The sequence below is a fragment of the Pseudomonas sp. DF11 genome (genome assembly GCF_058148565.1).
The window spans coordinates 970,063-991,773 of sequence record NZ_JBYVYN010000001.1 but is presented as its reverse complement, the minus strand read 5'-3'; the positions used below and the strand labels follow the sequence as shown (position 1 = coordinate 991,773).

Genomic DNA, 21,711 nt, shown 5'->3' with positions numbered 1-21,711 from the left:
CCTTGGAGTACAGCATCATGACCGTTAAAAAAAATGTCTCGCTGTTGGTCGCCTCCGCTCTGTTGGGCATCCTGATCCTGGTCGGCCTCAGTCTTTATCTGATGGGCGGGGTCAGGAACACGGCCAGCTACGCGCAAGTCAATACGGTGCCCAGCCTGCAACTGCTGGAGCAAGTGGCCCTGACTCTGGCCGATAGCCACAGCCGGCAATGGCGCAGTCTGTCCGGACCTGCCGGTATTCCCCAGCAAAGCGACAAGGAATCGGTGCTCCAGGCACTGGATCGTTACCAGAAAGAGTTCGTGTCCGACGATCATGATGCGACGCTGCTCAGCGCCTTGCGCAGTGCGGTCAACGAGTACTACCGAGGTGTGGAGCGGTTCGATAACGCCCTCAAGAATGCCGCCCCGGAAGCCCGTGGTTTGCTGCTCGACCTGGAGGTGACCCGCGAAAAAGTCACTTCTGCCTTGAGTGATATGCGTCAGTACAACCTGGAGCTGGGACGCAAAAATGCAGCGGTCGCGGCTTCGACCGAACAGACCGCGGTCTACAGCATCGCTTCGATCGGTGGCGCCACCTTGCTGGCCATCGGCCTGATCGGTTTCTTCCTGGTACGCCGGCTGCTCAGCGCGTTGGGTGGTGAACCCGACGATGTTCGACTGCTGGCCGACCGGCTCGTGGCCGGGCAACTGGATGTGCGGGGCAGCGGCAATGGCCCTGAGCGTACCGGACTGTTGGGTTCCATGGACCGGCTGAGCGGGACCTTGAATCAATTGATCAGCGAAATGAATCACATGTCGGCAGAGCATGATAAAGGCGACATCGACGTGCAGATCGATGCCACACGCTTTGCTGGCAGCTATGGGCTGATGGCCCAAGGTATCAACGATATGGTCAGTGGGCACATCAGCGTGAAGAAGCAAGCCATGGCCTGCATCAAGTCGATCAGCGAAGGCGATCTGCAAGCGCCCCTGCAAGCGTTTCCCGGCAAGAAAGCCTTTATCAACGTCACCATCGAGCATCTTCGCAGCACCATCATGGCGTTGATCGAAGAGATGCGTCACATGTCGGACGAGCACGAGAAAGGCGACATTGATGTGCAGATCGACGTACAGCGATTCCAAGGCTCGTACCGTCAGATTGCCCAGGGCATCAACGACATGGTCAATGGCCACATCAGCGTGAAAAAACAGGCCATGGCTTGCATACGTTCTTTCGGCGAAGGGGACCTGTCGGCACCACTGGCCCGTTTCCCTGGCAAAAAAGCCTTTATCAACGACAACATCGAACAACTGCGCAGCAACGTCCAGGCGCTGATCGAAGACACTCAGATGCTGAGCGCCAATGCTGTGATCGGCAAGCTCGATACCCGTGCCGACAGTACTCGTCACCAAGGTGATTTCCGCCGTATCGTGGCCGGGATCAACAGTACGCTGGACTCTATCGTTGCCCCCCTCAGCGAGGCGATGGAAGTCATGGTGGCCCTGTCCAGTGGTGACCTGACCCGCAGCGTCAAAGGTGATTACCAGGGCAGCCTGCAAGACCTGAAGAATGCGGTCAACGAAACGGTGAGCAAACTTTCGCAGATCATTGGCGAGGTGCGCAGCTCCGCCGATTCGCTGTCCAGCGCTTCGGAAGAGATTTCCGCCACGGCCCAAAGCCTCAGTCAATCGGCCTCGGTACAGGCTGCGTCGGTTGAAGAAACCTCGGCGTCGATGGAACAGATGTCGGCGTCGATCTCCCAGAACACCGAAAACGCCAAAGTGACCGATGGCATGGCCGGCAAGGCGAGCAAGGAAGCGAGTGAGGGTGGACAGGCCGTCAAGGACACCGTCTCGGCCATGAAAACCATCGCCGAGAAGATCGGGATCGTTGACTCGATTGCCTATCAGACGAATCTGCTGGCGCTCAACGCGGCCATCGAAGCGGCCCGGGCCGGCGAGCACGGCAAAGGTTTCGCGGTCGTCGCCGCGGAGGTGCGCAAGCTCGCCGAACGCAGCCAGGTCGCGGCGCAGGAAATCGGCCAGGTGGCCAAGAGCAGTGTTGCCCTGGCAGAACGGGCCGGCAATCTGCTCGATGAAATCGTGCCCTCGATCACCAAGACGTCCGATCTGGTCCAGGAAATCGCCGCTGCATCTGAAGAGCAGTCCATCGGCTCGGAGCAGATCAATACCGCCATGTCGCAAATGAGTCAGATCACTCAGCAAAACGCCTCGGCTTCCGAAGAACTGGCCGCTACCGCCGAGGAAATGAGTAGCCAGGCCGAACAGTTGCAGGAGTTGATGGGCTTTTTCACCCTGCACGGTCGGGTTGCGGTTTGCGCCGTACCTCGGGCCGCCTCTTCCAGTCTGGGCGGGATGCAAAGCAGTGAGCATACCCAGGAAGGCGGTTTCATCCGCTTCGGGAGTTGAGACATGGAAGCCGCAGTCTTCAGCCATTTCGAGCATGCGCCGCAGAGTCCATGTGACAGCGAGTTCCTGCAGTTCCTGACATTCGTCTCCGCCAGGGAGGTCTATGCAATCGATACCTTGTGCGTGCGCGAGATCATCGAGTATGGCCAGGTGACAAGCGTACCGATGATGCCGGATTTCATTCGGGGGGTGATCAACCTGCGCGGTTCGGTGGTACCGGTGATCGATCTGCAGGCGCGCTTTTGCAAGGGCGCCACGCAGCAAGGTAACCGGACCTGCATCGTCATCCTGGAACTGGTTCAGGAAGGCGAGCCGCAAGTGCTGGGCATCGTAGTTGACTCGGTGAGCGAGGTGATCGAAATCGAGCTGGCCGACATCAAGGCCGCTCCGGCGATCGGGAACCGGATCCGTGAAGACTTCATTCGCGGGATGGTCAAGGTGCGCGGGGCGTTCCTGACTGTGCTTCAGATCGACCAGGTGCTGTGTGTCAGTGAAATCGCCAGTCAGTTGCACTGAGGTATAGCGCTCAGGCGTGCCTACATTGTCTTGAAAGGGAGGCTGCCGTCTACGGTGGATCCCGAGGAGTAAACCATGTCCACATCCGCCTCGCGCTTGCCGGCCCCAGGGACGACAGCGCCACAGTACCTGACCTTCAGCGTGGGCCAGGAGATGTTTGCGGTCGGTACCCTGTGTGTACGGGAAATTGTCGAATACGGTCCGATTACCCCGTTGCCGATGGCGCCGCAGAAGGTTCGCGGCATCACCAATCTGCGCGGAGCAGCCATTCCAGTACTGGACCTCGGGCTGTGTTTCGGGGGCACTCAGACCCTGGCAAATCCACGCACCTGCATCGTCATGCTGGAGGTCCACGGCAGCGGCGGCGCAGGCCTGGTGGGCATCGTCGTGGACGCCGTCAGCGAAGTGCTGGAGATCCCGGCCGAGCAGATCGAACCGGCCCCGGCGCTGCAGGGGCGCCTCAGCCCCGCATTTGTGGTGGGGATCGGCAAGCTCAGCGACCGTTTTGTCTTGTTGCTGGATATCGAGCACATGCTCAGTAGCGAAGACTGGTCGACGCTGCTCCCTTCGAACATCGACGCAGACGGGCTGAGACTATGAATGTCGTTCTCTCCGACAATGAGTTCCAGCAGTTTCGGGCGATGATCCATGAAATTGCCGGGATCAGCTTGTCCGTTGCCAAGAAACAGCTGGTCAGTGGCCGCCTGGCCAAGCGCTTGCAGTTCTTCAACCTGACCACCTATGGCAGCTATTACCGCTTGCTGATGAAGGACCGCACCGAGTTGCAAATGGCGGTGGATTTGCTGACCACCAACGAAACCTACTTTTTCCGCGAACCCAAGCATTTTGACTTTCTGCGCAATGTGGTCCTCCCCGAGCTTCGTGGGAATGGCCCGGTGCGCGTCTGGAGTGGTGCCTGTTCCACGGGAGAAGAGCCCTACACCCTGGCCATGGTGCTGGCCGACAGCCTGGGCACCCGGCCATGGGAGATCCTCGCTTCGGATATCAGTAGCCGGGTGCTGGAAAAAGCCCAAAGCGGACGTTACCCACTGGATGGTATCCGCGGCATTCCCGAGGTGCTTTTGAACAAGTACTGCCTGAGGGGCGTGGGCTGCAACAACGGCATTTTCATGGTGGATCGCGCGTTGGCGTCTCGGATTACGTTCACGTCGATCAACTTGAACAATGCGCTGCCTTCGGTGGGGCAGTTCGACGTGATCTTCCTGCGTAATGTGATGATCTATTTCGATAACCAGACCAAGTCCGAGGTGGTCAAGCGCTTGAGCAAACACCTGAGGCCTGGCGGTTACTTCATCGTGAGCCATTCAGAGAGTCTGAATGGCATCAGTGATGAATTGCAGTTGGTCAAACCTTCCATCTACCGCAAGCCGGACGCTTGAGATGGGCCGGGTGATCGAATATTTCCTGCAACCCGGTGACGTGGCGTTCGGAGAGCGCCAAACGCGCCTGTGTACCGTGCTGGGCTCCTGTGTCGCACTGGTGTTCTGGCATCCGCAACGCTTGTTGGGCGGTATGTGTCATTTCATGCTGCCTCGTCGAGGGGCGCATGGTGCGGGACATTTGAACGGCCGTTACGCGGCAGATGCGTTGGCGCTGCTGTTCGAGTGCATTCACCGCGCGGGGGCCCGGCCCGAGCAGTTCGAGGTGAGCCTTTTTGGCGGGGCTGACATGTTTCCCGGGGTAAAGCGCGGTAACGGTATCGGGATCGGCCAGCAGAATGTCGATGCCGCCAGAAGCCTGATCCAGGCCCATGGCTTGCAATGCCGGGTTTATCACGTCGGTGGCCGGGGGCATCGCCATTTGGTGTTCGATGTGGGTACCGGACGCCTTCAACTCAATCATGCCGATTCCACATTCAAAGTAATCGAATCGTCCAAGAGTAATGTCAGATGACGGATATCAAGGTGTTGATCGTTGATGATTCGGCCGTGGTGCGTCAGGTGCTGAGTGCGACCCTGAACCAGGCCAGCGGTATCCAGGTGATCGACGTTGCCGCCGATCCGGTGTACGCCATCGAGAAGATGAGCAAACAGTGGCCTGACGTCATCGTGCTGGACGTCGAGATGCCACGAATGGACGGCATTACCTTCCTGAAAAAACTGATGGCGCAAAAGCCTACGCCGGTGGTGATCTGTTCGACGCTGACCGAGAAGGGCGCCAAGACCACCTTACAGGCACTGGCGGCTGGTGCCGTCAGTATCGTCACCAAGCCACAGTCCAACCTGCGACAGTTCCTGATTGAAAGCGCGGACGACCTGGTACACGCCGTCAGGGCCGCGGCGAAGGCCAACATGCGGCGTGTAGCGGGCGCTCGGGTGCCTGTTGAGGTGCCACCCCGGCTCAGTGCCGACTCGATCCTGTCTCCCGCGAACGTGGCCATGGCCCGCACGACTGAAAACATCGTTGCCATTGGCACTTCCACCGGCGGCACGCAGGCCCTGGAACAGGTACTCCAAGGGTTGTCGCGGATATGTCCGGGCATTGTCGTGGTGCAGCACATGCCAGAGAAGTTTACCGCTGCGTTCGCCGAGCGCCTCAATCAGGTTTGCGAGATCGAGGTCCGCGAGGCGGTGCAAGGCGATCGAATCATCCCCGGACGCGCGCTGATCGCACCCGGTGGAACCCATATGCTGGTCAAGCGCAGTGGTGCCCAGTACCAGGTGGATATCGTGCAGGGGCCGCCTGTCAGTCGGCATCGACCCTCGGTGGATGTACTGTTCCGCTCGGTCGCTCGTAGCGCGGGCAGCAATGCCCTTGGCATCATCATGACGGGCATGGGGGATGATGGCGCTCGCGGCCTCAAGGAAATGCGCGATGCCGGCGCCAGGACCCTGGGCCAGGATGAAGACTCGTGTGTCGTGTATGGAATGCCACGGGAGGCCTTGAAGCTGGGAGCGGTCGAGCGCGAGCTGCCACTGGAGCAGATTGCTTCGGCCATCCTTGGCGTTCGTGCAAATCACCCCTGAGCGAGCGCCGTCGTTTCAGACCAGGCCTTCACTCAAGGCGTAACGCACCAGGTCTGTGCTGGTGGCAAAGCACATTTTCTCCATCAGCCGAGTCTTGTGGGTGCTGACGGTTTTATTGCTGATCACCAGTTGTTCGGCGATCTGGTTGACGCTCAGCCCTTGAGCCAGCATGCGCAGGATCTGGAATTCACGCGCGGTCAGGCTTTGCGAAACGTTCTCGGGCGTCACACCGCTGCTCTGAAGCGCGATCTGTTCGGCCAGTTGTGGATCGAGGTAACGTGCGCCGGTGCTCACCTTACGGATCGCGGCCAGTAGTGCTTCTGGGTCACGGTCTTTGGTCATGTATCCGGAAGCGCCGGCGCGTAGGGCACGTTGGGCAATGTGGGCTTCATTGTGCATGCTCAAGATGAGCATAGGCAGCTTGGGGTAATGGGCGTGGATACGGCCGATCAAATCCTCGCCACTTGAACCGGGCATGGTCATATCGAGCAGGAGTACATCGATCTCGGTATGGCGCAACAACTCCAGGACCTGGGCACCGTTCTCCGCTTCCGCCACCACGCAAAAGTCCTTTACCAGTGCGAACAATTGCTTGAGGCCTTCGCGCATGATCGTGTGATCGTCGGCCACCATTAAACGGATCATGAGTCTTGACTCCTTGAAACAGGGACGCGCAGTTGAATGGTGGTACCGCTGCCGATATTGCTGGATACGGTGGTGGTTCCTCCCAGGGTCAGGCCACGTTCGCGCATTCCCAGCAAACCGAGGGTCCTGGACGATTGTTCGCGCTGGTCGAAGCCTTTGCCGTTGTCGGTGATTTCCAGCGACCAGCCATGCTCGCCTTGCTCAAACGTGATATCGACCCGAGTGGCTTCGGCGTGCCGGGCGATGTTGGTCAGCGACTCCTGGGCGATGCGAAATGCGGCTGTGGCACTGGCATCGTCCAAACGGATTTTCTGCGGATGAATCTGCAGGTTGCAGTCGATGCCCCATTGCTGCTTGAACGTGTCGGTCAGCCATTCCAGTGAGGCGGCGATACCCATGTTGAGAATGGAAGGTCGCAGGCTGGTGGAAATGTTCCTGACCACCTGCACCGTCTGGTCGATCAACTGCAGCAGGCGTGCGACTTGTTCGCTGAGCTGGGGCAGTTGCTCGCCATACTGGAAGCGCAGCAGCGATGTACCCATGCGTATCGCGGTTAGATGTTGTCCGAGCTCATCGTGGATCTCTTGCGCAATCAGCTTGCGTTCCTCTTCCCGTGCACTTTCTCGACTGGACATCAATTGGCGCAGTTGCTTGTTGAGCGATGCCAGACGCAGTTCGGCCAGGCGCAGTTGGGATATATCGCGAACGACAGCCAGCACGGTGGCGATTTTTCCCTGAATGTCCTGCTCGGGAACGAGGCTGATGTGATAGACGCGTTGCAGTCGATGTTGCTCGGTGAGCACATATTCATGCTCCAGGGGCTGGCCCTTTTCCACCGCTTCGATGACTGCAGCACTGAATAATTGGCTCTGCAGGTTTTTCGGCAGAATCTCCAGCAGATCCTTGTGCAGCAAATCGATTTGCGGGCGATCCAACCAGGCTTCCAGCGCCGGATTGACGAACAGCACTTCTCCCGTGCGACTCAGTCGTGCAATACCATCCGGAGAATTCTCGACCAATGTGCCGATTTCCTGCTGCCGTGCCAGTTCGTTGCGCTGGGCTTCGCGGATATCGGTAATGTTGCGAGCAATGCAAACCAGCCGATGCAAGCGCCCATTCGAGTCGGCTACCGGTACCAGGTTGAAATGGACAACGAGTGAGCGCTGGCCGCAAGGCAGATGGGCATCCAGTTCGATGGGGGCACCCACGGCTATGCAATGCAGGCAGATCGCCTCGATGATGTTGGCGACTTCTTTTTCCACGCACTGGCCCAACGGTTGGCCGATCATGTCCGAATGACTTTTGGCGAGCATCTCGCACAGCTTTGGATTGGCTTCCAGGCAACTGAGTTGCTGGTCGGCATCCACGGCGAGCAGGCAAAGCATGTCTTGCGAATGATCGAAGACTTCACGGTAACGACGTTCGCTTTGCGCCAGGTGGCTGTGGGCGCAGCTGCGCTCCCACGCGATGGCGCCAATATGACTGGCCATTTGTGCATGCTTGCGGTCCTGCTCGCTCAGTTGGCTTTCACCGCAGACGAACAACAGGATGGCCCCCATCGTGACACCGGTCTGATTGACCACCGGCTCTACCCAGCAACCTCGATAGCCTGCCTGCAAGGCGGGCTGGCTGAAAGCGAGGTCAGGGGCATCGCTCCTTAGATCACGAATGAAATGATGGTGCTCGAACAGCTCGGGATGTCGATCAAGATCTTCGGCCAGGCAGGTTTCAATCGAGGAGGTGTCTGCGGCGTACGCGTGAAGGGGATCGTCACCGGGCACAGCCTTGAAAGCCATGGCATTACGAAAATCGGGCGTCAGGATCTCCAGGTAGGCGCTGAGCAGCGGCAGCACCTCGAGCAGCGTGTCGTTAGTGACCATCTTTTGAAAGATGGCAGAGCGTGCATTTTCGGCGCGCTCCTGCCGGCGCAACGCGCTGATATCCTGGGCCGTGACAAGCACCCCGCAAAGCTCGCCTGTTTCGTCATGCTCCGGCGTCAGGTTGCACAGGAAATCCCCGGAACGACCTGAATGCGAGTTTCTGTTTTCCAGCAGGAACGTGTTCGCTGCACCAGTTGATAACGTGAGTTTTACTTGCGTGCGAAAGTACTCGTCGAGCGGATCGGGTGTCGAGGTACGTTCCGTGATGTGCGTATTGGGAAAGCCTCGAGCGCGTTCAAGCTCGGGGTTGGCATAGATCTGTTGTCCAAGCCGGTTGTAGCGAAGGATGATGCTCTGTGAGTTTTTAGCCAGTGAAAGGTATTTCTTTTCGTTATTGAACAAAGCCTGGCGCAGGGCAAGATGTTCACTGATGTCTTCCAGCTGCGATACAAAGTAAAGCGCTTGGGCTTGGGAGTTACGGGCGATGCCTACCGTCAAGCGTGCCCACAGGGTGCTGCCGTCTTTACGAATATAGCGTTTTTCCAGGGTCAGGCTGGTGCGTTGGCCCTGGATGAGCCTGTGTAATTCGTCCTTACTGACATCTGCGTCGTCCGGATGAGTCAAGTGCTGGAAAGACGTGGCGCGAAGTTCTTCTTCGGTGTAGCCGAGCATCTGGCACAGCATTCGATTGGCAGCGATCCATTCACCGCTCATTCGCAGTAAGGCCAGGCCCGTGCCGGCGGAGTCGAATGCCAGGCGATAATCCTGTTCGGCAGGGTGAACGTGTTCGGCGCGGCGGATCTTTATCAGGTACGTGGACTGATGTGCTTGGTAGTCGAGCTTCACATTCAGTGTGTCGCCATTGGACGACATACTTTGGAAATGCCAGTTCCCCTTCAGTCGTGCATGGGTGAGGTGCTGCTCAAACGTCAGCGGCTTGAGAGAAAACAGGGAGGGCAAGGGCGCAAGGGAGGCGGCGGTCTCGCTTAGCCCTAACAATGCACTGGCGCAGTCATCCATGATGAGTAGCGCCCCATGGGCATCCAGCAACAATACACCCACATCATCCGCGTCCTGCGTGAACGGCGTTGCTACCGCCATGGCTGAATCCATTCGCCTCATCCTCTGGTAACCCGCTCTTGAGCATAGCTTAAGTCGTTGGGAACGAAATCGAGTGTTCGACTATGGTCATAAGGCTGACACAGGGTTTTTGATCGATGCTTGGTGTCCCTGCAAGGTTGCTCAGCTGGCGGACGAAAGGAGAGGGGGCCCTTGGACAGAAATCAAGGATGAGACCACAATGATGTCACTGCGATATCAATTGTGTGGCCAACGCAGCGAGCGTGCCTATGCAAGCAACTTCAAAGAAAAGGATCAGTTTACGCAGATGGATCTGGCGAGCGTTTGCCAGTACCAGCCTGTTGCCGCTCGTCTTGGTGGAAGGCGTGCTGATCACCACTTATTTCATCACCAACCAGTCCATTCGCAGTTCCCAGATCGAGTACCTGCATCAAAGCGCGACCCGAGACATACAGGTGTCGGTTCAGCAAAACGCGCTGTTGGTGCAAGGACAACTGGAGCAGATTCACCATGCGATTGGCCTTTATGCCAAGGCCACTGAACATGAACTCACCGAAAACCAGCACCCCGTGGCGGCATCGCTTTCAGTAAGTGCCGACGGTGTTCGTTACAGCGCAGCCAATGACGGGGCGTCTGCCTCGTTTTATTCGAATGTCACCCCATTGCAAAAGCAGGACCTCTACAAAGTATCTCTTCTGGCGAACCAGGATTTCATGATGAAGCAGTTGAAGGATGGGGATCCTCTGATTGCCAGCATCTATTTCAATAGTTGGGACAGCTATAACCGGATTTATCCCTGGTTCAATACGCTTGAGCAGTACCCGCATGATATGGATATCACCCAATACAACTTCTACTACTTGGCCGATGCCAAACATAACCCGGATAAAAAAGTAGTCTGGACGGATGTCTACCTGGATCCCGCCGGCCAGGGCTGGATGATGTCTGCCGTTGCGCCGGTTTACAGCGCGGATTTCCTGGAGGGCGTAGCCGGGGTCGACGTAACGGTCGATGGCATCTTGAAGCGAATAGAGCAGTTGAAGATGCCTTGGGATGGCTACCTGATGCTGGTCAACAACAAGCTCGATATCATGGCCGTACCCGAGGCGGGGCAGCGTGATTTTTCCCTGCAAGCCGTCGAGAACCAGCCCGCTGGAGAGCCTGTCGAGCGCGAGCGCTTGCAATCGCCGGATTTGAACCTCGCCCGTCATCCGGACCTCGCCAGTCTCAACAAGAACTTACCCGACCACCCAGAAGGTCTCGTTGCGCTGACATTGAATGGGCGGCCGCATCTGCTCGCCTGGAGTGCTATCCCTTCCACCGGCTGGTTCTTGCTGGCGGTGGTGGATGAAGCCGCGGTCATGCAGGAAACCAATCTGCTGGCCAGTCATTACCGCGAAGTGGGGTATCTGTTGGTCGCGGGCTTGGTTCTGTTCTATGCCTTGTTCTTCGCCTTCATGTGGTGGCGTACACGGGACCTCAGTCGCCAGTTGAGCACGCCGGTGCAAGGCGTCTCACGAATGATACGAGAGATCGGTCGGGGTAACTGGCAGCCGGCGACAACTCCTTCCGATATCACCGAACTGTCGTCAATGTCCAACCAGGCACTGGGGATGGGCAGGCAGTTGGCTCAGGCTGAGCTTATTCGCAGTTCCACGCAGCAGCGTCTTGAGTTGGTCATGGAGAGTTTTGCCGAAGGGCTTTGGGAGTACTACCCGAAACGGCAGCGTTTCATTCTCAAGGGGGCCTTGTGCCAACGCTTCGGCTTTGCTGCCAATGAAGTGCCGATGGCAACTCTGCTGGAGAACATTCCCATTGAGGATCGGCAGACCTTTACGCAGTTCCTTGAAGAGGCCAGGGGCAGTGCAAGCGTGGCGCCGGAAGTGGAGTTCCGGATCCGGGACGTGCACGGAAAACTGATCTGGATACTTTGCCGGGGCCGTACGCTGGAACCCTCCCGGCTTGATGATTCCGATGTCGTGGTCGTGGCGTGTGTCGACATCACGACACTCAAGCAGACTCAGTTGGATCTGCGAGAGAAGACCTTGGAGGCAGAAGCCGCCAGTACTGCCAAGTCCAAATTCATCTCCAGCATGAGCCATGAGTTGCGTACGCCATTAAACGCGATCTACGGGTTTGCCCAGTTGGGGCTCATGCAGTCGTCTGCCCAGGCAGCGCAGCAGACGACCAATCTGCAGGAAATCATTGAGGCCAGTGAACACCTCATGCAGTTGGTTGATGACTTGCTTGAACTCTCCAGTTTGCAGGCCGAGAAGCCCCTGCTGGACCTCAAGCCCGTGCATGTGGCAAGCCTGTTATCCAACTGCGCTGACATGGTCCAGCAGCAAGTCTCGGCGCACGGCCAGACCTTGCACATCAATGTTCCCCTGGATACATGGCATGTCTGGGCGGATAAGCGCCGTCTCAAGCAGGTCCTGATCAATCTGTTATCCAATGCAATCAAGTACAACCGGCCCGGCGGAGATATCACTCTGGGGGCTTTGGCTGTCGAGGACGGAGCCAGGCTTCGACTTTATGTAACGGATACCGGGATGGGCATTTCTCCGGCTTTGCAGGGCGAGCTTTTCAGGCCCTTCCAGCGATTGGGCAAAGAGAACTCTTCCATCCAGGGAACGGGCATTGGCTTGGCGCTGTGCCGAGACTTGGCGCTGCTGATGCACGGCACCATGGGCTTGGAAAGCAACGTCGAAGTGGGGACGACTTTCTGGATCGACCTGTGTTCGTCGGCTTTTCCTGTGCCCGGGAGCACATCCAAAGTGTCGGCGATAGCCCTGCCACGGGTCCTGCTGGTGAGTAAAAACGCCGAGGATGGTCAGGTGGCTCGAGAGGCGTTAGCCGGCGATTTCGAGTTGGAGTGGGTCAATACGTTGCCCGACGCCAGCCTCGTGCTCGACTCCACAACGGTCCGTGTTCTGATCGTCGCCACTGCGGACTCTGTGTCTGTGCTGCACACTTTTTTCAATAGCTTGCGCACCCGTATCGCAACGACTGCCATGTCGATCGTCGTGGTCCGTGCGGTTGCCGATCACGCTTCGATGGGCCACCTGGAATGCCAGGCCATCGTGTCTTCTCCCTTGGAGATGCAGAGTATTCGTAGTCTGGTATTGAGGCTCGCCATGGGGAGGGCAGATGTATGTTTTCCAAAATAAAGGCTGAAAGCAGGATCGTCATTATCGACGATGTGGCCACCAATCTGCGGCTTCTGGACTCCTGCTTGCGAGCCGTGGGCCTGAATAACATCACGACATTCAGCGATTCTGGCGAAGGACTGGACTGGCTGCTTTCGAACGCCTGGGACCTGCTGTTGCTGGACCTGGACATGCCCGCGCCCGATGGTTTTGAAATCCTTGATCGTCTCGGTACACGCGACCGCACTGAGTCACCGGTCATCATCGTAACGGCCTTGAATGATCAGCAGAACAGGCGGAAAGGACTGGAAAAGGGCGCTAACGACTTCATCTCCAAACCCATTGACCTACCCGAAGTGTTGCTCAGAGTGCGAAATTGCCTGGAGCTGGCCCAGGCGGCGAAGCTGCTGCGCGACGTCAATGCTGAACTCGAGCGCAAAGTGGAGTTACGCACGGCCCAGCTGGCTTCCAGCTACAAGGCGATCAGCAGCAGCTTGAGTCGAGCCGCCAGCTATCGCGACGACGACACGGGGCACCACATTGTCCGTATTGGCGAGTCTGCTGCGTTGTTGGCCAAGGCCATCGGCATGCCCACTCAATGGTGCGAGCTTATGAGGATGGCTGCACCGATGCACGATGTGGGAAAAATCGGCATTCAAGATGTCATTCTGCAAAAGCCTGGCGCTCTGACGCCGCAAGAACGGACGATCATGCAGGAGCATGTGCGCATTGGTTATGAAATCCTGCATGACCCAGAGGGTTCGCCGTTGACAGACCTGGCAGCGGAAATTGCCCTGTCCCATCACGAGCGGTGGGATGGCACGGGCTATCCCAAGGGATTGCGGGGTAAGGAGATCCCGTTATCCGCAAGGATTGTGGCGATATGTGATGTGTATGACGCCATAAGAATGCCTCGCGCCTATAAACAGGCTTGGGATATCGAGAGTTCGAGACGATTTATCATCGAACAAGCGGGTTCCCACTTCGATCCTTTCCTGGTGGACATCTTTTGTAATCTCTTTGACGAAGTAGATCGCTTACGCCTGGCCGATGCGCGAGAGGGCTGATTGATGTCGTTCAGGCGTCGATGGCGTGCCCGGCTCCTGGTATATCCGCGCGCTGTATCTGCTCCAGTATCAGGCTGTCGGTGATGTTCAGGTCGTCCAGCAGCAGAAACATCTTGCTCAGCACTTCGGCCATTTTCTTGTCGGTGTCGGCGAACGGCAGGTAGAACTCCGTAGAGCTGCTGCCGACGGGCACGATACACAGGTAGTTGCCGGGTTCGATATGGATGGCTGCGCTGCCCAGATGAATGCGGTAGTTCGCGCGCTGGCCGGTAATGTGCAGAAAATGCCCTTCGCATCTGACGTTTCGTAACCCCAGACCCTGAATCAACTCGCCGACCAGTTCGGCGCGTCGTTGCAGGGTTTCGTTGCTGGTGCTGTAGCCGTCTGCGGCGTGGGCCACGGAGACCAGCAGGTCGGCGTCACGCATGATTTCCGAGAACAGCAGCGGCGGTACTTGCTCAAGGGGGATGGCCTTCTGGTCGCGGTAGAACGCAATCGTGTCGAAGGTAAAGTGTTCTGTTTCCGAGAGGTAATGGCCGGTATCCAGAAAGTTGAACATGGCATGGATGCCGTGCTCTTTGCTCTCGTAGTAGATGTCCTCGACGCTTGAGGTCGACCAGTTGCGGACCTGCAGCAACCGGGCAGCTACCTTGCCTTTCAGGCGGTGGCCGGCGAATCGGTTGGACCACAAGCCAGTGTCTCGCTCGGCAGGTGTCAGCAGGTACAACTCGCGAAAGGCCTGTTTGAACGGCTGCACGCGGCGATGGGTCACCACTTCTTTCTGCCAGGCCGACAGTTGTCCAGCCATGAACAGATGAAAAGGGTGAGCAATACGCAGGTGCTTTTCAGCGATGTGTTGGCGGCCTTCAAGGTCAGTCACCGTCAGCGTCGCGCTATCGAGCCAGCCCAGCGCAGCGTCGTCGGCCTGCATGATCAGCTGTTCGAGCAGCAGGCGAACCGCGGGCATTTTCAACAGCGGCTTCAGGTCGTCCAGCGCCAGGCTTTCGCCGCTGCTCATCATCGCTTCCAGGGTGCGGCAGAAGCGGGCGATCTGTTCCTTGAGCTGGGTTTGCTGCGTTTTGAGGGCGATGAAGTCGGCGTGCTTGCGAATCGCAGGCGGTGCGCTTTTGAGCGTCTTGCCGGCTTTGCAGATGTGCAACGTAGGCGACAAGCCGTCGATTTCCAGCGTGACGTCATAGCCATCGATGGTGGCGGCTGTCACGGTGGATTCGGCGATTTCCGATTCCATGGCCCATTCCAGGCGAATCACCGAAGGGTAACCGGCGACACGCGCCAGGTTTTCCAGGCCTGCCTGCACCGCTGCGTGGGAGTTGGCCTGTCGCTGAGCGCCGTATTTACGCACCTCTTTGTGCAGTTTCTTGAGCGTCAGGTAGCGCTGGCGTACGTCGTCCGGCCCTGTGACGGGCAGCAAGCCATAGATGCGCATGGCCGGCTGTGCGTGGCGGGTCAACTTCTTTTCCAGCGCCGCTCGACCGATGCCCTGGTAGGCGTCGAGCAGTACACGGGTCTCGGGAAACGCCCAGTGCGAGGGTTCGAGTGTCGCGAGGTACTCGCGCAGGTGGTCTGGGTCGGCTTCGGCCAGGGCCTTGTCCAGCAGGTAGCGGTCCACCACGCCCACGGTTTCATCCAGCGTATTGGGCAGGTCGCTGCCCCAGCCGGACCGAGGGGCCAGGGCAATGTTCAGGTATTCACGCTGGAAGCCTTGCAGATCACTCCAGCCGAGCGCGTCGAGCACCACCCGGCTGGCTTGGCCGGCGTAGGGCAGGGCGGTGAGCAGGGTATTTCTTGAAAAGCCGGACAACGCCGCGAGCAGCTCTGGGGATTGGTTTTTGGGCAAATCCTGAAGCAGTAGGAAGTATTGGAGCACCGCAGCCGTGTAGCCGAAGCTGTCAAAGTCATCCGGCGTTATGCCCAGTCGTTCGATGACCGCCAGGGCCTGCAACAACCAACGGGTCTGATACACCTCGACCGAGCGGAAGGTGTCAGCCAGCCTCTCGGCGTTATCGGGCAATCCAGCCAGGGCGTCCTCGACGTAACGAACGGTGAAGTTTGCCAGCTCAGGCGGCACTGCAGCGGGTTCTTCAGTGGTGGTGTCACCAGGCAGGGACGACTCATCATCGATGTCTTCCGTGGCCTCGTCGTTTGAATCGTCCTCGTCGTACTCTTCATCGGTGTACCGATTCAGATCCACATCATCGCTGTCCAGCCCGGCGTCGTCCGAGTAGAACATCATGGCGCGGCCCCAGGTATTGGCTGCCCGGACGAAGCGCGGGTAATCGAGGCGGCCCGCTTCCAGCAGGCCCAGTGCGATGCGCTGGATTTCCTTGTGCACGTAGATATACGCGTCGGCGATCTTCCTTTGTTCGCCACCGGGCGCTGAAGGGGGCTGTTCGCGGTTCCAGCTGCCGTCCAGCAACCATTCGGCGAAGGTCTGCCAGGCCGGGGTGGATGGGTAATTGCTCAGGCGATTGATGCAGGCGTGAACGTCGGGGAAGGCCCAGGCCTGGTCCGGGCTTCTTCGGTAATAGGCCGGGTCATCTTCGTCAGTGGGCAAGGGATAGTCACTGTCCTCGAAGGCATATTGCAGCATGTGCTGCAGTCGCGCACCGATCTGCTCCAGTGCATAGGCATCCGGGCGAGCCGTGATCCACGCATCGCAGAGTCGATATTGCAGGCCATAGCGCTGTTGATCGCGGCGGCCCTCCAGATCGTCCCAAACGGTCGGGAACACAAAACCATCCGCCAGTGCCTTGGGCCCATCCTTGGGGTGCTGCCTGACCCAGTCACCGGCGATGCGCAGCAAGTCGATGCCGTCCCAGAAATCGGGCTCGAACTCGTCATATAGGCTGAGCTCGGGATAGTCACCCAGCGCTCTATCACAGAAGGCGCGCAGCGTAGCGAGGCGTGTGGTTTGTTCGGGCGCAGGACGGCGTGATTGCATGAGGGTATCCGGGGAAGTGAGCGACGAGGATCAACCGCCAATCAGCGGCACCAGGCGGATGAACGCGAGCGTGGAAGGGGTACTCAATTCAATGGATTCATCGAGTCTTTGCAGCATGACGCCGTTGTGCAGAACGCGGAACGCACGGGCTTCAAAACCCTTCAAGGCGCGTTCGACCTCAACGCTGACATCCAGGTCTAGAGGCGCGCTGGCCTGAGGCATGACAACCGCGCCTTCACTGGCTTGCCGAAGAACGTCCCGCTCGCTCAGGTATTGGCGGTCGAGCACTTCGCGCACCGACACTTGTGCCAGCCAGTGCTGGACCGACAGCGCGGCGATCTGTTCGGAAACGGTCAGGCGAATGAGCTCGGCGACCGTCAAGGTCAGCGAGGTCGGTATCAGGGTGACAGGCGGCAGCAAAGGCTCCTGGCGTGCGCCTTTCAGGCAATAACTATGAACCACGAACTCCATGACGCATTCCTTGCAAGCCAGGCCAGCCGGGGCGGGTGGCGCCTTAGCATAGCCCGGTCTGCAACAAACTTCATCGTGCTGCGCGCTCGTGCAGTGCCTGGCTCAGATTACTTTAGCCATCCGACGACCACTCATGAAACACAAGAGGCCCCCCATCGCGGTCAGTGCGCTCAACGCATAGAACATCGTGGGGGCCGGGGTGTGCATCAGCAGGTATCCGCAGATCACCGGGCTCAGGGCGCCACCCAGCGCCGCCAGGTTTTGCGCGCCGTAGTAGCTGCCGCGCAGTTCTTCCGGGGCCAGGGTGTCGACGAAAAGGAATTCGGCCGGGTAAATGATCATTTCACCGAGGGTGAAAACGAACATCGCCACGCACCAGCTCACCAGGCTGTCCGCCAGGCTGAAGCCGATCAGGCCAAGAATGAACAGGCTGGTGCCCGCGGCAATCCAGTAGCGCAGCTTCTCGCGATCGAGGAACCGACCGATTTGATACTGCAGCAAAATCACACTGATGGCGTTGCAGGCGAGCAGGGCGGCCATGATGTCCAGCGCGCGTTTGGAATCGTGGGTCACCAGCAGGTATTGCGACAAGTAGAGGGTGAAGCGTCCGTGCACCACCGTGCTGAGCAGGCAGCCGCAGGTGAACATGATCAGGGTACGGTCGTTTTTCAGGGTCTTGAGCGTCTTGAGAAAACTTGGCGGCTGACCAATGACCGGCGTTGGCGCGGCATCCCTGGGGATTCCGGTCATCAGGAAGATGCTGAAAAACGCGATGCCACCGGCGATCAGGAATGGCCCGATCGGATAGACACCGGCAATCACCACGCCGAGCATGGGACCGGTGGCATAGCCGATGTTGGTCAGGGTGTAGCGCAGGGAAAACGCCTTGGCGCGCTGGCCCACGGGCAGGTTTTCGCTGAGGATCGCCTTTGAGCCGATAAGGAACAACGCTGACGCGGTCTCGGTGATCACCACGGTCAGGGTGGTCAGGTAGAGGTTTTCGGCAAAGGTCAGCAGGATGAAACCGATGGCGCTGGAAAGCATCGCCAGGATCAGCAGTCGGCGCTTTTCCAGGCGGTCGATGACATAGCCACCATACAGCGCCAACAGGGTGGCGATGAACACTGCGATACCCAGCAGCAAGCCGACGTCCTGTTGGTTGAGGCCCAACTTGTTGCTCAGGAATAACGTGAGCAATGGACTGGTAATGGCGCGGCTGACCACGATTGTCAGCGAAACGATCATCAAGCGTCGAATAACGAGCGAGTAAGTGGCCACGGTGATGCAAATGTCCTTATTCAGATTTTCGGCGTTCGCCGTAATGTCCCGTCGTTGCCATCGCTGCCGTCGCGGACCAGCCAGCGATCCAGCGTGCGTACCGATTGCAGTCCTTCGATGCGCCACAGTTGCCGCAGTAATCCTTCAGCCTGTTCTCGCGACATCACCTGCATCGTCAGGCTGAAAAACTTCTCCTCGAGGGCCACATCGCTCAGCGGATTGCCTGGCGCGCCCCATGGTATTTCTACGCATAAGCTCGCCTGCCGGCCATCCACGGTGCGCAGCGTCACCACCGGCTCGCCATTCTCGGACAGGCGTGGGTCCACTTCTAGCTGAATGCGCGACAGCCATTGGGTCATGCGCGGATCGTTGCGTTGTAAATCGTCATAGGCCTGCAATCGGCAATGCCCTTGCACCAGCCGCGCGGCCAAGGCATACGGCAGGCTCATTTGCGCGGCGGCCAGGGTACTGACGTCCTGGCCGCCACACATGTTGTGGAGAAACCCGCTCAGCGCAACCTGTACGGATTCGACCTGGTCGCTCCGCACATTCAGTTGATCCAGCAGCAGGCCCAGGGCGTCGATGGCCGAATGGGTCCCACGGCAGGAGGCGTAGGGTTTGATCGAGCAGCGGGCGAGTTTCCAGACCTCGCCGAGGTCTGCATCCAGCGCTTCTGGCATCGAGGTCGTTGGGGCGAGGGTCTTTAGAAAACCACCCCAGACCTCATCGAACAACTGCGTAGGCCCGCTGATGCCCTGTTGGGCAAACCTCGCCGCCAGTAGCCCACCTTCTGCGGCGCGTCCGCTGTGCAGTTTTTTGCTTTGCGAGCCGTCGTGGATGAAGGCCCACAGCCCTCCGCTGAAACTGCCGGCAATACCCAGCGCCGCGAGGGTCTGGCGCGCATCCAGGCCCAGGATGCGCGCACTGGCTGCCGCTGCGCCGAACACCCCACAGGTCGCCGTGGAGTGCCAACCGGCGCCGTTGTGGGCCGAGTAGCCACCGCATGCTTCGAGCACCCGACGGCCGACTTCGTAGCCGATCACTACGGCGCTGATAAACTCACGACCACTCACTGGCCGCGCGAGCAGCGAAACCGCCGCCATCACCGCCGGCAGCACAACGGCACCGGAGTGATCGCAGCCGCCGGTGTCGTCCAGCTCCAGGACATGGGCGGCGACACCGTTGAGCAGCGCTGCCTGAGTCGCGCAAACCTGCAAGTCAGTGCCCCAGACCGACACTTCACCCGCTTCTCCGGCGAACGCCTTGCGTGCCTGTTCCGCGACACCGCTGTCGGCTCCGGCCAACGCTGCGCCGAATGTATCGAGAATGTGCCGCTTGGCTTGCGCCACCAGCGCAGGCGGTAGATCTTCAAAGCGCAGATCCACACAGAATTGCACCAGGCGTTGCAGACGCTCGCTCATAAAACGTAATCCCGATAATGTCGCTCGTAAACCGACGCCGGGTGATCCTCAGCGACCGGCGCGGCGGTCTCCGCCCACCACTGCGCGACCTCGGCACCCGTGGCGATCCATACGTCATCGTGCTGTTGAATTCCCTCGATCAACTCGCGTAGCACGCTTATCCGTCCCGGCGTGGCGATGATTTCCGGGTGCAGGCGAAGCACATAGCAAAGGCCAAACCGATGAAACCCGGCGAAGTCCATTTGCAGGTTGCCCAAGGTGTGGCTGTAGGACGCGATCCGTGACTGCGCCGGTGGCACCGCCGGGCTCAGGTTGAAGGCGAAGTAAGGCTCGTCCTCCAGTTCATAATGCAGGGGCAGCTCAATGACACTGAGGGCGGTCGGGTGAGCGAATGGCAGGTCATCGCCGCGCCACGACGAAGACCAGAGAATGCCCTGCTCGCTCAAGGCCTCAATGAACCCCGGCGCACCATTGCCCGCCGGAATGCGAAAACCGACCGGTCGCTGGCCGGTCAACCCGGCCAAGGCCTCACAGCCCCTGGCGATGTCATCGCTTTGCGCGGCCAGGTCCAAGGTGTCGTAGTTCTGATGACGATAACCGGCGCAGGCGATTTCATGGCCGTCGGCCAGGATCGCCTGAATGTGTTCGGGGTTTTCCTGGGCAACGATGCCGGGGACAAACCAACTGCTGCAGATCCCGAGTTCCTTGAACAGGCCGAGCAAGCGCGCCACGCCGCGTTGGCTGCCGTAGCGCCAGACCGACAAGGTCTTGTCACGCCCGGCGACTTCCGGGGCTTGGGTGAGGATGCCGTGGATGTCGTTGTAATCGACGGTCAGTACCACGGCGCAGCGATAGCCTTTCGGCCAGACAGTGGAGTCAGCCATGGTGATGCTCCTTCAGCCACCACTGGGCGACATCGCGGCAAGTGGCGAACCACACGTCGTCGCGCTGGCGCATGTGTTCGAAGAGTTTTTCCAGCAGCAAGATACGCCCCGGCTTACCGGTAATCTTGGGGTGGAACAGGGTGGTCAGGCATAAGCCTTCGTCCATCGCGCCGTCGTATTCGCGGCACCAGTTATCCAGGGTCAGCGCGTAGCTGGCGGTGCGGTCCAACCCGGAAGGGAAGTTCGGCGCGCGGGTGTAGGCGAGGGAGGCGTAGTCGTCCATTTCCCAGCGGCCAGGGATTTCCACCAACGGCGTATCGAACCCCGGCACGTTCACCAGGTACGGTCGGTCATCGCCGCGCATGCTGCTGGAGTAGCTCACGCCAGCTTGCATCAGTATGGCCGGGGTGTCGGTACGCCAGTCACCGGACGGCGTACGAAAGCCTTCGGCGCGGATGTTCAGGTGTTTCCAGAACACCTTGCGGGAGGTTTCCATCACCGCTTTTTGCTGATCCGGTGTCAGGGCGTAAAAGGATTCGTGTTTGTAGCCGTGATATGCCACCTCATGCCCGCGCTCGACAATCGCCTGGCACTGTCTCGGCCAGTTCTCTACGACCCAGGCCGGGACGAAGAAAGTCGTCGGGATGCGGAACGCGTCGAGCAGGTCGAGCAGGCGTGGGAGTGCCCGGTAAGGGCCATAGCCACCGAAACCGAAGTACTCGGGCTTGCGCCAGATCGAGCCATCGAGCATGGCGTCACCGGTCGGGCCATCGAGGTCGAAGGCCAGGGCCAGACAAGCCTTGTGCTGGTCGGGCCAGGTGGGTTGGGGTGAGGAGGACATCTGTAGTGCTCCATTGTTTATCTGTTAACACCAGACCCTTGTGGGAGCGGGCTTGCTCGCGAGGGCGTCAAGTCAGGCAACATTGACGTTGAATGACACACCGCCTTCGCGAGCAAGCCCGC

16 protein-coding genes are annotated in these 21,711 nt (G+C 59.0%); 8 read left to right on the top strand and 8 right to left on the bottom strand.

The window, feature by feature from the left end; all coding sequences use genetic code 11:
* Positions 1-17 precede the first annotated feature (17 nt).
* From AC30D9_RS04060 to AC30D9_RS04035, 6 genes are all read left to right on the top strand, one after another.
* Positions 18-2,408 carry a methyl-accepting chemotaxis protein gene (locus tag AC30D9_RS04060; RefSeq protein WP_490143491.1) on the top strand — a complete coding sequence of 797 codons (2,391 nt, stop codon included), beginning with the start codon at positions 18-20 and terminating at the stop codon, positions 2,406-2,408.
* Positions 2,409-2,411: 3 nt separating this feature from the next.
* Entirely contained in the window at positions 2,412-2,924 is a 513-nt protein-coding gene (locus tag AC30D9_RS04055; RefSeq protein WP_490143490.1) for a chemotaxis protein CheW, read from the top strand.
* Positions 2,925-2,999: 75 nt separating this feature from the next.
* Positions 3,000-3,524, top strand: a complete 525-nt coding sequence (locus AC30D9_RS04050; protein WP_490143489.1) for a chemotaxis protein CheW — start codon at positions 3,000-3,002, stop codon at positions 3,522-3,524.
* Complete coding sequence (locus AC30D9_RS04045) at positions 3,521-4,324, top strand: CheR family methyltransferase (protein WP_490143488.1); 804 nt, start codon at positions 3,521-3,523, stop codon at positions 4,322-4,324. The genes AC30D9_RS04050 and AC30D9_RS04045 overlap by 4 nt, the downstream gene beginning before the upstream one ends.
* Positions 4,263-4,838 (top strand): chemotaxis protein CheD, encoded by a 576-nt coding sequence (locus tag AC30D9_RS04040; RefSeq protein ID WP_490143487.1) that lies wholly within the window; start codon positions 4,263-4,265, stop codon positions 4,836-4,838. The genes AC30D9_RS04045 and AC30D9_RS04040 overlap by 62 nt, the downstream gene beginning before the upstream one ends.
* Positions 4,835-5,911 (top strand): protein-glutamate methylesterase/protein-glutamine glutaminase, encoded by a 1,077-nt coding sequence (locus tag AC30D9_RS04035; RefSeq protein WP_490143486.1) that lies wholly within the window; start codon positions 4,835-4,837, stop codon positions 5,909-5,911. Before AC30D9_RS04040 ends, AC30D9_RS04035 begins: the two co-directional genes overlap by 4 nt.
* Positions 5,912-5,926: 15 nt before the next feature.
* Here the strand turns inward: AC30D9_RS04035 and AC30D9_RS04030 are convergent, their stop codons facing one another.
* Positions 5,927-6,556, bottom strand: a complete 630-nt coding sequence (locus tag AC30D9_RS04030) for a response regulator (RefSeq protein WP_210644142.1) — start codon at positions 6,554-6,556, stop codon at positions 5,927-5,929.
* Positions 6,553-9,549 carry a sensor histidine kinase gene (locus AC30D9_RS04025; protein WP_490143485.1) on the bottom strand — a complete coding sequence of 999 codons (2,997 nt, stop codon included), beginning with the start codon at positions 9,547-9,549 and terminating at the stop codon, positions 6,553-6,555. The genes AC30D9_RS04030 and AC30D9_RS04025 overlap by 4 nt, the downstream gene beginning before the upstream one ends.
* A 236-nt stretch (positions 9,550-9,785) precedes the next feature.
* On the opposite strand from AC30D9_RS04025, the gene AC30D9_RS04020 reads away from it, so the two are divergent.
* Positions 9,786-12,686 carry a sensor histidine kinase gene (locus AC30D9_RS04020; RefSeq protein ID WP_490143484.1) on the top strand — a complete coding sequence of 967 codons (2,901 nt, stop codon included), beginning with the start codon at positions 9,786-9,788 and terminating at the stop codon, positions 12,684-12,686.
* Complete coding sequence (locus AC30D9_RS04015) at positions 12,671-13,732, top strand: HD-GYP domain-containing protein (protein ID WP_490143483.1); 1,062 nt, start codon at positions 12,671-12,673, stop codon at positions 13,730-13,732. Before AC30D9_RS04020 ends, AC30D9_RS04015 begins: the two co-directional genes overlap by 16 nt.
* A gap of 10 nt (positions 13,733-13,742) precedes the next feature.
* Here AC30D9_RS04015 and AC30D9_RS04010 read toward each other — a convergent pair whose 3' ends face one another.
* The 6 genes from AC30D9_RS04010 to AC30D9_RS03985 form a co-directional block, all read right to left on the bottom strand.
* Entirely contained in the window at positions 13,743-16,694 is a 2,952-nt protein-coding gene (locus tag AC30D9_RS04010; protein ID WP_490143482.1) for a DUF4132 domain-containing protein, read from the bottom strand.
* Positions 16,695-16,724: 30 nt separating this feature from the next.
* Positions 16,725-17,165: a hypothetical protein gene (locus AC30D9_RS04005; RefSeq protein WP_490143481.1), complete on the bottom strand. Its 441-nt coding sequence runs from the start codon at positions 17,163-17,165 to the stop codon at positions 16,725-16,727.
* 102 nt (positions 17,166-17,267) lie between these two features.
* Entirely contained in the window at positions 17,268-18,443 is a 1,176-nt protein-coding gene (locus tag AC30D9_RS04000; RefSeq protein ID WP_490143480.1) for an MFS transporter, read from the bottom strand.
* A 20-nt stretch (positions 18,444-18,463) separates the two neighbouring features.
* On the bottom strand, positions 18,464-19,864 hold the full coding sequence (locus AC30D9_RS03995) for an MmgE/PrpD family protein (protein WP_490143479.1): 1,401 nt from the start codon (positions 19,862-19,864) through the stop codon (positions 18,464-18,466).
* The gene (locus AC30D9_RS03990; RefSeq protein ID WP_490143478.1) at positions 19,861-20,748 is read right to left on the bottom strand and encodes a polysaccharide deacetylase family protein; all 888 of its coding nucleotides are present in this window, start codon (positions 20,746-20,748) and stop codon (positions 19,861-19,863) included. Before AC30D9_RS03990 ends, AC30D9_RS03995 begins: the two co-directional genes overlap by 4 nt.
* Entirely contained in the window at positions 20,741-21,589 is an 849-nt protein-coding gene (locus tag AC30D9_RS03985) for a polysaccharide deacetylase family protein (RefSeq protein WP_490143477.1), read from the bottom strand. Before AC30D9_RS03985 ends, AC30D9_RS03990 begins: the two co-directional genes overlap by 8 nt.
* Positions 21,590-21,711: the final 122 nt, after the last annotated feature.